Origin of the sequence: Roseovarius sp. (assembly GCF_965228755.1) — a bacterium.
GTDB lineage: Bacteria > Pseudomonadota > Alphaproteobacteria > Rhodobacterales > Rhodobacteraceae > Roseovarius.
Window position 1 is genome coordinate 66,258 of sequence record NZ_CBDDIG010000004.1, and the last position, 11,093, is coordinate 77,350.

The window sequence follows — 11,093 nt, forward strand, 5'->3', positions numbered from 1 at the left end:
TGGGAATGCTGGTCCTGCCGCGTGGCCTGAAGTTTGTTCTGTTCGGCACTGACAGCGGCCGGGATTCGCTTGTGCGCGTGTGTTGTCATTCTAGAAGCTCGGTTCCGGTCTACAGCGCAGATTGCGACCTCAACGAACGCCGGAACGCCGCGGCTTTGGTGAATGACAGGGAACTGGCCGCGACGAGTTCTTACACATCGATGGTCCACGGCAGGTTGGTCTTCGCCTCAAAACAGAGGTTGGTCTTAATGCGATCCATCACAATGGATAAAAACAGACTACCAGTAAGTCGGTCGATGTCTCCCCCCTTCGTCAGGCCAGCCCAGGCCATACGTGCCATCTTGTTAGACATGGCGACCGCAGCGACGTTAACATGCGGGCGCGCCGTCAGCCCGTCTGCCCATGCCGTTATCGGCGACGCCCTGTAACGCAAGAGATGTTGCACCGTTCGAGGTCCGCGGATGAAGAGCTTGCGCAAGTATCGATCTGCCGCAGCACCAAGTCGAACGATGAGGCGAGATCACGCCCCTTGCCAAAGCTACTGCCGCTGAAATGAAGGGAATCTTCTTTCCAAAGTGGATTCAAAAGTAAGACAAAAGGAGGAGGAAACGAACTTTACAACTTGGTGCCCGCCGACCCAGTTCCGATAATGTCCATAATTATGTAAATGTTCCGTCCGCGCCCTTCGCTGCCGTGCTAGATCGGGCGGACAGCGGTCTTTCGCTGCGCAGGCGGCCAATGTCGGCAATGCTGAAATTAAGCCATGTTGCTTCGATCAGAAGTCCGAATTGCTTTTTGAAGTACTGCAGCTTCGAGGTCTCCGCCCACTTTCATCGGTAAGGCCCGAAATGCAGGGTCGCATACCATTTTCACTCCGATGCGCCAAAGGTTGAGCCGCCCCCCACCGACAGAAAGGTCGGCTCAACTTTTTGCATCATCTGATAATTCCGATTGATGGCGGTTCGGCTTGCTTACTCGGCAGGTGCCATATCATAAGCTCGACGATTGCTCGTCCACGCAATCACAGCCAGCCCGAATGCGATGAGGGACAGAATTGCGCCCGCCCAGTTCGGCGAGGCAAGCCCGAGGCCGACCGCGATGGTTGCACCACCGACCCAGGCGCCAATGGCATTCCCAAGATTGAACATGCCGATGTTCACGGATGCAGCCATCGTCGGCGCTCCCGCTCTGCTGGCTCGGTCCATGACAAGCTTCTGAATCGGGGACACGGTGGCAAATCCGAACGCTGCCATCAGGAAGACGGACGCCGAGGCGATGACGCCACTGCCCACGCCAAGCCAGAAGATCAAGAGGACCGCGGCCTGCGCTGCCAGGGTGACGAAGAGCGTTCCGAACAGGGATTTGTCCGCAAACCGTCCGCCAAGCCAATTTCCGACCGCCAGCCCAAGTCCAAAGAGGATCATGATCCGCGCGATACCGGCGTCTGAAAACCCGGCCTCCTCCGCCATCATGGGGGCGATATAGGTGATGGATGTGAAGAATGCGGCCGGGCCGAACACCGTGATCCCCATGGCGAGCAGAACCTGCGGATCGACGAACGCGCGCAGCTCGGCCCTGAGTGCGATGGCCTTGCCCGGCTCGATGCGAGGGACCAGGGTGGCGACGCTGGCCACGGTCACAAGGCCGATCGCTGCGATCAGCCAGAAGACGAGGCGCCAGTCGAACACCTGCGCCAACCATGTTCCGGCGGGTACGCCAAAGAGGTTTGCCAGCGTCAAGCCCGAGAACATGAAGGCGATGGCGCTCGCCTGCTTGTCTGTCGCGACCAGCGACGCTGCGATGATCGACCCGATGCCGAAAAAGGTGCCGTGGTTGAAGGCCGTGAGAACCCGTCCCACAAGCGCGAGTGTGAGGTTCGGCGCAAGGGCGGTCACGATATTGCCGAGCGTGAAGATCAGGGCCAAGCCGATCAACATCGTCTTGCGGGGGATCTTCGCGCCGAACACCGTCAGGATCGGCGCGCCGACAAAAACGCCGAGGGCATAGGTGGTTGCCATGAGCCCGGCTGCCGGGATCTCGACCCGGAAGTCCCGGGCGATCTGGGGAAGGATGCCGGCGACGACGAATTCGGTAAGGCCGATACCGAATGCGCCAATCGCCAGCGCGAAAAGTGCGACCGGCATGAGGATCTCTCCGATTTTCTGCGTGTTGCGTTCGAATGAAATTCGATTACATGGCGCATATGAGACATGAGGTTCGGAGATAAACCCGCCATGGCGATTTTCAGGAAAGAAACAGATGTGGTTCGGCAAACCAGGCACCAGCCTGCCGAACTCGACAATATCGACCGAAAGATATTAGGCGCGCTTTCGGAAGACTCGTCTCGGAGCTACGCCGAACTCAGCGAGATAGCCAATCTTTCGGCGCCCGCGGTTCACGACCGGGTCAAACGGTTGAAGCGCGACGGGGTGATCAAGGGCACCGTGGCTGTCCTCGACGGGTGCAAGCTTGGCCGCACGCTGCTGACATTCCTCGTGGTGGACACGAGCAGCTACAGCGCCACGCGCGAGCTGTTGAAATTCGCCGAAAGACCCGAGGTGGAGGAGCTGCACACTGTCGCCGGCGACGGCTGCGTGCTGGTCAAGGTGCGCGCCATCGACACCGAGGCGCTTGAGAGTTTCCTGATGGAGATACAGAGCCTCGAGGGGGTCCGGGCTGTCCGCAGCTACATCACCCTGTCGACATTCATCGAGCGGGGACCGGCGCCGATCCCGGCGGCGTGACGAGACGCCATTTCACCTAGGGCTCTTGCCGCGTCCCTGCGGTTGCCTGAACTCGGCCTTGAGGAAGTCGATGAAGGCCCGCACCTTGCGAGGCACGTAACGTCGGTGGGCGAAGAGGGCGTAGACGGGCTGCTCGACCGGCTCGTAGTCCGGCAGAAGCCGGATCAGTCGCCCATCTTCGAGTTCCCTGGCCACGGAAAAGTCACTCAGAAGGCTGTAGCCATAATCCGACATGACGGCGTTCTTGGTCGCGACCGTCGAACTCATCGTCACGTTCCGGGGGACGTCGAAAGAGATGCGATCCTCACCAAGCCGAAAGTGATGGGTCTTGCCCCATTCGCCGGAGACCTGCATTGCGGATGGTAGTCCTTCGAGGTCTTCGAGTGTCTTCGGCGTGCCGTATCTCTGGCAGAATGCCGGGGTGGCGACGAATAGAATCTTCTGCGTCGCGATATGCACCGAAATGAGCGAGGATGAGGGCAAAGGCCCGACACGGATCGCCACATCGACGTGGTCTTCCAGGAGGTCCACCTTGCGGTTCTCAAGCTCCAGTTCGACCTGAAGGTCGGGGAAACGTTCCAGGAAAACGGGAAGGACCGGTGACAGACAGTCATTTCCGAAGCCTGTGACGCAGGATATCCGCAACCGGCCATGCGGGGTATCGTGGCGGTCCTTTATCGCGTCGCGAAGCTCCTCCACCTCTTCGAGCAGCGACGACGAGCGCAGGACGAATTCCTCCCCCGCATCCGTCAGGTTCAATTGCCGGGTCGTGCGGTTGATGAGCCTCACGCTCAGGTCGGCTTCGAGATCTGCCACGATGCGGCTCACCGATGCCGCCGACATCGACAGCTTGCGGCTGGCCGCCACGAAACTGCCCGACCGGGCGACCTCGTTCAGAACTTGCATGGCGGTGATCATATCCATCGCGGCATTATTCCACATTTCGAAATGGTTTCAATTACGCATCGCCCATTATCACGAAATTCGAAATGGATTAACCTGTCCGCAATGTCTCACACGCGTCTGCAAGCTGCGCAAATGAAGGGGTCGCCGTCATGAAAGAGAATCCGACATGGTTCCTGAAATCTCATCCCTCGGGAATGCCGCAAACCGACAACTGGGACCTTCGGGATATGCCGATACCCGATATCGAAGGCGACCAGCTTCTCGTTCGAACGCAATGGCTCAGCGTCGACCCATACATGCGCGGCAGGATCAGCCCGGCGAAAAACTATGCCGCCGGGCTCGCCCCCGGAGACATGATGCGCGGTGGCGGCGTGGGCGAAGTGGTCTCCTCGAACTCACCTCACTTCGCCCCCGGTGACATCGTGACGAGCGATCATTTCGGCTGGCAGTCCTACACGGTCCTGCCGGCGCAATCCGCCACCCGGGTCGATGACACCGACGCACCGGTTCAGTCCTGCCTCAGCTACCTCGGCATGCCCGGCATGACAGCCTACTTTTCCTTGCTCCGCTCCGGCGCGCCGAAGAAGGGGGAGACGGTGCTGATCAGCGCGGCTTCCGGCGCCGTCGGCCAGATCGCCGGCCAGATCGCGCGGATCAAGGGGCTCGATCCCGTTGCCATCGCCGGCACGGATGAGAAGATCGCGTGGTGCAGGGAGCTTGGGTATCGCACAGGTATCAATCACCGGACCACGCAGGACATCGTCGCCGACGTGGCAGAGGCCTGTCCTGACGGTGTCGACGTATTTCTCGACAACACGGCCGGGCCCGCCCACGACGCCGCCATGCTGAACCTGAACGTCAACGGCCGCGTTGTCGTCGTGGGGACAATCGCCCTGGCCGACCGTTTCGACGAGCCGGATATCGGCATGCGGCACCTGCGCCAGATCATGATCAAGCGTGCCTGCATCCAGGGCTTTCTGCTCGATGATTTCGAGGCGGACTACACGACAGCCAAGGCGGACCTGCTGTCGTGGTACAGGCAAGGCCTGTTGAAGACCCGCGAGGATGTTTCGGAGGGCATCGAAACCGTGCCGGAAGCGTTCACCCGAATGCTGCGGGGCGAGAACTTCGGAAAGCAACTGGTCAGGCTGGATTGAGGAGCCGATGAGATGAGCACCAATGATGCGAGCAAGATCGACTTTGATACGTGGGTCACCCGCGAACTGGGCGTCCGCTATCCGGTCCTTGTGGGTGGCATGATGTGGCTCGGCCGTGCAGAACTTGTGGCGCCGGTCGTTCACGCTGGGGCGACCGGTTTTCTCTCCGCGCTGACCTTCCCGGATCCGGGCCAACTCAGGGACGAGATCATGAAATGCCGCGAGCTCGCGGGCAGCGACCGGTTTGGCGTCAATCTCTATATTTCCAGCCAGGAGGACCGGTCACAGGATCTCATGCGGCTTGTGGACGTGGTCTGCAACATGGGTGTGCCCTTCGTCGAAACGTCGGGCGGACGGCCGGATTCTCTCCTGCCTCCCCTCAGGGAGGCAGGCGTGAAAATTCTTCACAAGGTTCCGACCGTACGACACGGCAAATCGGCGGCAAGGATGGGCGTGGACGCGGTGATCCTTGTCGGCGCTGAATGCGGCGGTCATCCAGGGCCGAAGATGGTGGGCAGCTTCGTGCAAGGCGCGCACGGCGCACAGGAAATTCCCGTTCCCGTGATCTTGGGTGGCGGTATCGGACATGGCAGCCAGCTGGCCGCAGCTCTTGCGATGGGCTGCGAGGGAGTGCTGATGGGAACGCGTATGATGGCCGCGGCGCAGGCGGTTCCACATGAAAATCTCAAGGCCAGGATCGTCGAAAGCGACGGCACCGATACCGAGATCGTGCAGTCGATCTTCAATCATCACCACAGAGTGCTTTCGAACGAAGCCACCGGGAAAGTTCTCGCGCTCGAGCGGGAAGGTATCACCGATTTTGAGCAGTATCGCCCCTTGGTCGCCGGGGGCACGACGTGGCAGGCAATTCAATCCGGCGACTACCGTCAAGGCATGATCGATATGGGGCAATCCGCCTGTTTCGTGAGACGGGTCGAGTCTGCGGAACAGATTATCGAAGGCCTCTTGGTGGAAGCCCTGGAAGCATCGGCGTGCCTTGCGTCGAAGCTTGGATGATTGATTTGAGAGAAGTTAGATTTCCAGGTGTCACTTGGACACATGGTAGTTTAACGTTCGTGGGTTTGATGATTTAATTGACCAGAAATCGCTGCAGAGCGGACTTCCACTGCGTTCTGCTTGAATGTCCGCAATGGGCCGGCCGCGACCGACCGGCCCGTATCGTTCAGATCTCCACTGCTTCCGCAATTGCGAGCGCATCTTCAAGCTCAACCCCGAGATATCGGACGGTGCTGTCCATCTTAGTGTGACCGAGCAGGAGCTGCACGGCACGCAGGTTCCCGGTCTTCTTGTAGATTTGTGCAACCTTGGTCCGGCGCATCGAGTGCGTGCCGTAGGACGTGGCATCCAATCCAATAGAAATCACCCAGTCCCGCACGAGGCGGGCGTATTGCCGCGTCGATATGTGGAGGCGCTCATGAAACCGGCCGGGCCAGAGAAATTCTGAGCCAACCATTAGCGGTTCATCCATCCATCGCGCGAGCGACTTGCGTGTGCCCTCTGTGATCTCGAAACGCACCGAACTCTGCGTCTTGCTTTGGACAACCGAAGCGCGCTCCTTCACTTGGCCGGAAGCATAGACGTCGGTCACCTTGAGCTTTACCAGATCACACCCTCGCAGTTTGCTGTCGATGGCGAGGTTGAAAAGAGCTAAGTCCCGGTGTTTCTCGGCGATCTCAAGACGAACGCGAATTGCCCAGACGTGCTTAGGCAGCAAGGGTCGCTTCTGGCCGATAACACGGCCTTTGTTCCAAGCTGGTCTGCCGGCTCGAATGGCAGGTAAGTTCGCAATTGTCATGGCGGTTACTCCGATCCGCCACTCCCTGCCTCAACGCCAACCCGACGTTGGCAGTAGTTCATATCATTGAAAGTTGCGCCTGCAGAGACGGTCTGGAAGGAGCCCTGTTGCGACATCCGTGATTCACGCAGCGATGCTACCGATCCTCGAAAATGAGCGGTGCTGTCATAAAAAGCCGTGAATCTTTTGGCAGAACGAAAAACTTGAAACCGGGCCTCGAACAAGCGGGGCCCGGCACCGCTGAGGACTTAGTCAGTCAGCTGCGCACGGATATCCGCGCGGTCGAAATGCGCGCGCTTCTCGATGATCAGTCCGTCCTTGAGCGTCAGCTTCATGAAGAGCGAGAAGCGCAGCTTGCGTCCCGAAGCGGGGATGCCGGCCCAGTCGCGGGCATGGATGCCTTCGAAGACGAGGTAGGCGGCCACCTGGTTGCCTTCCGCGATCATGTCGATCAGCGGCATCTGCCACTCGTCGTAGGCGGCGAGGTTCTTTTCTTCGGAGGCGCGGAAACCCGCGACGCCCGGGTGGGGCGTGTCCACTTGATGGTAGAACACGAAATCCGGGTGGCAGTATTGCGCCAGATCGTCGAACCGGCGGTCGTTCAGCGCCTCGTAGAAGGCGCGAACGGTTGCCTTGTTGGTCTCGCTCATCGCTCAGAACTCCAGCACGGCGTCGTCTGCCGGGATCGACAGGCGCGCGGTCATGCCGTTTGTATCGGCGAAGGATGCCAGTTCGGCTCGGCTGAGAACGCAGTGGTTCACGGATTCCATGTGGCTGGCGATGATCTGCGCTTCGGGTGCCGCGTCGTGAACTGCCTTGATATCGGCCGTGCCCATGATGATGGAGCCGAGGCCCGGCACTTGTGCATCGCCGGCGGCCAGCACGATCACGTCGGGTTTGAACATCTCCAGGTTCGTCGCAACCATCTGGTTCCAGACCGTGTCACCGGCGAGATAGAGCGTCTTTTCGCCCTCGGCCCGGAACACCACGCCCATCACGTTGCCCAGCAGTTCGGCACCGTAGACATAGGCCTGATCCGAGCCGTGCTGACCACGGGTACGCGACAGGGTGACGCCTTCGAATGTGGTCTCGATCCCGAGGGGGCGGACATCGGTGAAACCCATGGACTTGATCAGCTCCGCATCCGAATAATCCTGCACGAAGACCGGCGTGTCGCGCGGCAGCAGCTTCATGGCGGCCTCGTCGAAGTGGTCGGCGTGCAGGTGCGTCAGGATCAGGGCGTCAAAGTCGAGGATGGTTTCCATCGGCGTGCTCAGGTCGACGCGCGGGTTGCGGATCTCGCTGTTCACAGTGCCCTCGAAGCCAGGATAGGCATCCTTTTCGGCCAGGTAGGGATCGACGAGGAAGCGCTTACCGCCGAAGGTGACGATCAGGGTGGCATTGCGGATCTGGTGGATTTTCATAGCAGGATCTCCGGCTTAGCGAGCGATGAAGGCGTCGGTCGAGATGACCTCGCCGTAGAAGAAGGCCAGCGCGGACATCATCGCGGTCTGGACATGGGCGGCCGGAACGGTGGCGCCGTTGAATTCCAGCTCGCGGGTCGCGCAGGCGTCATGGATGGTGGTGGTCGTGTAGCCGAAGTCATTGGCTGCGCGGACGGTGGCGTCGACGCACATGTGGCTCATGGCGCCGACCACGACGACCTCCTCATTGCCCTTCTCGTCCAGCAGCGCCTTCAGGACGGTTTCGCGGAAGGAGTTCGGGAAGTTCTTGGTGATCACCGGCTCGCCCTCGGCGGGGGCGACGATCTCGTTGATGTCCACCCCATCCGAGCCTGGCACGAAGATTGGCGCGCCGGGCATCTCGTGGCGGATGTTGACGATCAGGTCGCCTTGATTGCGGCCATGAGCGATGACGCGCGCGGCGTTGGCGGCCGCGGCGTCGATGCCTTCCAGCGGCAGGTTGCCGCCCGGCCAGTATTCGTTCTGCAGGTCGATGACGACGATAGCACGGTTCGACATGGGATTTCCTTCCTTCGTTTGACTTGACGCCAATGTGGTGGATCCCCAGATTGCCCACCATTGGCGCAATCGACATAAAGAGGGGCGATATCGACAAGTGTCAGAAATCCGGATTGGTATCGTCCTCTATCCTGGCGCTCAGCGCTCGGCCGCCATGGGTCTGGAGGACCTCTTTCACATAGCGGTCCGCCTGACGCCGGCTGCGGGCGCAGGCGTGCACGTGCTTCGGACAAGGATGATCGAGGCGGGCGCAGGCAAGTTGCAGGATATGCCGGGGGCTGCCGATGAACCCTGCCATGTCCTGATCCTGCCGTCCTCGCTGGAGGCGCCGATCAGCGCCGAGACTGCCGCGCCGATCGCGGCCTGGCTCCGGGAGCGCCACGGCGAGGGGGCCGTGCTGGCCTCCGTCTGCGGCGGAGCGTTCCTGCTGGCCGAGACGGGGCTTCTGGCCGGGCGCTCAGCCACGACGCACTGGGCTTATGCCGATGCGTTCGCTGAACGGTTTCCGGAGGTCGATCTGGACCCGGATCGCCTCATCATCGATGGCGGCGACATTCTCTCGGCGGGCGGCTTGATGTCCTGGACCGACCTGGGGCTCAAGCTGGTCGACCGGTTCCTGGGCCCGGTGGTCATGGCCGCGACAGCGCGGATGATGCTGGTCGACCCTCCGGGACGCGAACAGCGGTATTACAGCGGGTTCTCGCCCCGTCTAAGCCATGGCGACGCGGCGATCCTGAAGGTCCAGCACTTCCTGCAGCGGCAGGAGGGCAAGGAGGCGCGGCTTGCGACCCTGGCGGAAGAAGCCGGGTTGGAGGAACGCACCTTGCTCCGTCGGTTCCAGAGGGCCACTGGCTTGACTACCACGGAATACGCACAGCGGCTGCGGGTCGCGAAGGCCCAAGAGTTGCTGCAGTTCGGTCGTCTGCCGGTTGAGCGCATCTCGTGGGAGGTTGGCTATTCCGACGTTGGCGCCTTCCGCAAGATCTTCCACAGGATTGTCGGACTGACGCCGGGAGAATACCGCCAGCGCTTCCATGCGTGAGACCGCTCAAGCTATCCTTGATGAAAACCAGGCAATCTTCTGAAAACGTAAACCCTATGAGTATACTGATGACAGGAAATACTGATCCCTACATAAATGCCTATTCCAGACGCCTCGTCGGCAAAGTTGCACTCGTGACCGGAGGGCGGTCCGGGATGGGGCTTGCTATTGCTATGAGGTTACAAAAAGAGGGAGCTTCCGTAGTTACGGCACAACGAGGAGAAGCCTCCGATTTCGAATCCATCTCTGCCGACTTCACCGATCCGGAGGCTCCGGCCCGCGTCGTGGACGCTGTCATCAAGCTTGCAGGCCGGTTGGATATCCTTGTCAACAATGCCGGAGTCATGCAGGAAGCCACCGCTGAGGAGATGAAGCTTGAAGACTGGCAAAAAACGCTTTTCGTCAATCTGACGGCCCCCTTCCTTATGATCAGGGCCGCGCTGCCGCATCTGCGCGCAACACGGGGCAGCATCATCAACACCGGCTCCATTGAGGGTCTGGCCGCGAATCCCGGTCACGCTGCATATTGTGCGTCGAAGTCCGGGCTGCACGGCCTGACACGCGCCGTCGCTGTCGATCACGGCCAAGAAGGCATACGCTGCAACGCTATTGCCCCGGGATGGATCGACACGGATCTCAACCAGACCATGATTGATAGCAGGCGGGACCCCGAAACCTTTCGCAAGGAGATCGGGCGCATTCATCCTCTTCGGCGCACGGGGTCGCCGGAAGAGGTGGCCGCACTCGTTGCCTTCCTTGCTTCAGCAGATGCAAGTTTCATCACTGGCCAGGTTTTCACTGTCGATGGCGGGCGAATGGCGCAGCTAAGTCTTCCCTGACTGAATGGCAGCTCTGTCCGCAGAGCCGACCTTGAGGATCGCACAGATCTTGCGGTTGTAGCGAATGGCCGGTTCGGTGAAGCTGCATTGCAGCGTAGCCTGGTCCGATGAATGGCAGGTATGGGCCGAATTTGCATGATCGGACGGTCGGGGCGGTTTCCTGACCTTCGCTGCGTTTCAGCCCAACGTCCGCTTTTTGGCGTTCACCCGATTTCGGTTGCTCAAGCGCGACCGACCGTTTCCGGGCACGGGCGCGCTCTCCGCGACGAGCCCGCCTTACTCTTTCGGCATTAGCGCGCGGATGGCGTACATGCCGTCATCGCCCTTTTCGAGCATCATCATCACGTCGTCGCCGGCCTCGACGCCGTCGGTTTCGGCGCCTTCGAGCAGGGTCAGGTCCATCGTCATCGCGGGCCAGCCGATCTCGGCGATGGGGCCGTGCGTGACGTTCGCCTTGTCACCGTCGATGCTGTTGACGGTGGCCTCGGCGTGAATGCCCGCCATGCCCTCGTGCGAGGACATGTCGTGCCCGGTATGATCCTCGCTGGCCAGCGCCAGGGCCGGGGCTGTCGCGGCGAAGGCAAGCGAAAGCAGGAATTTACGCATG

General features: G+C 60.6%; 13 protein-coding genes. 5 read left to right on the top strand and 8 right to left on the bottom strand.

Features of this window, described 5'->3' with window-relative positions; genetic code table 11:
* Window positions 1–190 precede the first annotated feature (190 nt).
* Together ACO07J_RS02600 and ACO07J_RS02605 are read right to left on the bottom strand one after the other, a co-directional pair.
* Entirely contained in the window at window positions 191–478 is a 288-nt protein-coding gene (locus ACO07J_RS02600) for a hypothetical protein (protein WP_422026018.1), read from the bottom strand.
* A gap of 493 nt (window positions 479–971) precedes the next feature.
* A complete protein-coding gene (locus ACO07J_RS02605; protein ID WP_422026020.1) occupies window positions 972–2,144 on the bottom strand; it encodes an MFS transporter in 1,173 nt (390 codons plus the stop codon).
* Window positions 2,145–2,261: 117 nt separating this feature from the next.
* Between ACO07J_RS02605 and ACO07J_RS02610 the strand changes: the two genes are divergently transcribed.
* Window positions 2,262–2,744: an Lrp/AsnC family transcriptional regulator gene (locus tag ACO07J_RS02610; RefSeq protein ID WP_422026021.1), complete on the top strand. Its 483-nt coding sequence runs from the start codon at window positions 2,262–2,264 to the stop codon at window positions 2,742–2,744.
* A gap of 12 nt (window positions 2,745–2,756) precedes the next feature.
* On the opposite strand, the gene ACO07J_RS02615 is transcribed toward ACO07J_RS02610, so the two are convergent.
* Window positions 2,757–3,668 carry a LysR family transcriptional regulator gene (locus tag ACO07J_RS02615; RefSeq protein ID WP_422026023.1) on the bottom strand — a complete coding sequence of 304 codons (912 nt, stop codon included), beginning with the start codon at window positions 3,666–3,668 and terminating at the stop codon, window positions 2,757–2,759.
* A gap of 131 nt (window positions 3,669–3,799) precedes the next feature.
* Here ACO07J_RS02615 and ACO07J_RS02620 point away from each other — a divergent pair, with 131 nt between their 5' ends.
* On the top strand, window positions 3,800–4,807 hold the full coding sequence (locus ACO07J_RS02620; RefSeq protein ID WP_422026025.1) for an NADP-dependent oxidoreductase: 1,008 nt from the start codon (window positions 3,800–3,802) through the stop codon (window positions 4,805–4,807).
* Window positions 4,808–4,819: 12 nt separating this feature from the next.
* Complete coding sequence (locus ACO07J_RS02625) at window positions 4,820–5,824, top strand: NAD(P)H-dependent flavin oxidoreductase (protein WP_422026027.1); 1,005 nt, start codon at window positions 4,820–4,822, stop codon at window positions 5,822–5,824.
* Between the two features lie 166 nt (window positions 5,825–5,990).
* Here the strand turns inward: ACO07J_RS02625 and ACO07J_RS02630 are convergent, their stop codons facing one another.
* The 4 genes from ACO07J_RS02630 to ACO07J_RS02645 all read right to left on the bottom strand — a co-directional run bounded on the left by ACO07J_RS02630 (window position 5,991) and on the right by ACO07J_RS02645 (window position 8,605).
* Entirely contained in the window at window positions 5,991–6,623 is a 633-nt protein-coding gene (locus ACO07J_RS02630) for a tyrosine-type recombinase/integrase (RefSeq protein WP_422026029.1), read from the bottom strand.
* A gap of 248 nt (window positions 6,624–6,871) precedes the next feature.
* Window positions 6,872–7,273, bottom strand: coding sequence for an ester cyclase (locus ACO07J_RS02635; RefSeq protein ID WP_422026031.1), 402 nt, complete (start codon window positions 7,271–7,273; stop codon window positions 6,872–6,874).
* Between the two features lie 3 nt (window positions 7,274–7,276).
* Window positions 7,277–8,047, bottom strand: coding sequence for an MBL fold metallo-hydrolase (locus tag ACO07J_RS02640; protein WP_422026033.1), 771 nt, complete (start codon window positions 8,045–8,047; stop codon window positions 7,277–7,279).
* A gap of 15 nt (window positions 8,048–8,062) precedes the next feature.
* Window positions 8,063–8,605, bottom strand: a complete 543-nt coding sequence (locus tag ACO07J_RS02645; RefSeq protein ID WP_422026035.1) for a cysteine hydrolase family protein — start codon at window positions 8,603–8,605, stop codon at window positions 8,063–8,065.
* A 235-nt stretch (window positions 8,606–8,840) separates the two neighbouring features.
* Between ACO07J_RS02645 and ACO07J_RS02650 the strand changes: the two genes are divergently transcribed.
* Together ACO07J_RS02650 and ACO07J_RS02655 are read left to right on the top strand one after the other, a co-directional pair.
* Window positions 8,841–9,647: a GlxA family transcriptional regulator gene (locus tag ACO07J_RS02650; protein ID WP_422026037.1), complete on the top strand. Its 807-nt coding sequence runs from the start codon at window positions 8,841–8,843 to the stop codon at window positions 9,645–9,647.
* A 68-nt stretch (window positions 9,648–9,715) separates the two neighbouring features.
* Entirely contained in the window at window positions 9,716–10,486 is a 771-nt protein-coding gene (locus tag ACO07J_RS02655) for an SDR family NAD(P)-dependent oxidoreductase (RefSeq protein WP_422026039.1), read from the top strand.
* A gap of 276 nt (window positions 10,487–10,762) precedes the next feature.
* On the opposite strand, the gene ACO07J_RS02660 is transcribed toward ACO07J_RS02655, so the two are convergent.
* A complete protein-coding gene (locus ACO07J_RS02660; RefSeq protein WP_422026041.1) occupies window positions 10,763–11,092 on the bottom strand; it encodes a copper-binding protein in 330 nt (109 codons plus the stop codon).
* Between the last annotated feature and the right edge of the window lies 1 nt (window position 11,093).

Coding starts and splice junctions, on each gene's coding strand:
- ACO07J_RS02660 (WP_422026041.1), bottom strand. CDS start 11,092: ATGCGTAAATTCCTGCTTTCGCTTGCCTTCGCCGCGACAGCCCCGGCC.
- ACO07J_RS02625 (WP_422026027.1), top strand. CDS start 4,820: ATGAGCACCAATGATGCGAGCAAGATCGACTTTGATACGTGGGTCACC.
- ACO07J_RS02645 (WP_422026035.1), bottom strand. CDS start 8,605: ATGTCGAACCGTGCTATCGTCGTCATCGACCTGCAGAACGAATACTGG.
- ACO07J_RS02635 (WP_422026031.1), bottom strand. CDS start 7,273: ATGAGCGAGACCAACAAGGCAACCGTTCGCGCCTTCTACGAGGCGCTG.
- ACO07J_RS02615 (WP_422026023.1), bottom strand. CDS start 3,668: ATGGATATGATCACCGCCATGCAAGTTCTGAACGAGGTCGCCCGGTCG.
- ACO07J_RS02640 (WP_422026033.1), bottom strand. CDS start 8,047: ATGAAAATCCACCAGATCCGCAATGCCACCCTGATCGTCACCTTCGGC.
- ACO07J_RS02650 (WP_422026037.1), top strand. CDS start 8,841: ATGATCGAGGCGGGCGCAGGCAAGTTGCAGGATATGCCGGGGGCTGCC.
- ACO07J_RS02655 (WP_422026039.1), top strand. CDS start 9,716: ATGACAGGAAATACTGATCCCTACATAAATGCCTATTCCAGACGCCTC.
- ACO07J_RS02630 (WP_422026029.1), bottom strand. CDS start 6,623: ATGACAATTGCGAACTTACCTGCCATTCGAGCCGGCAGACCAGCTTGG.
- ACO07J_RS02605 (WP_422026020.1), bottom strand. CDS start 2,144: ATGCCGGTCGCACTTTTCGCGCTGGCGATTGGCGCATTCGGTATCGGC.
- ACO07J_RS02620 (WP_422026025.1), top strand. CDS start 3,800: ATGAAAGAGAATCCGACATGGTTCCTGAAATCTCATCCCTCGGGAATG.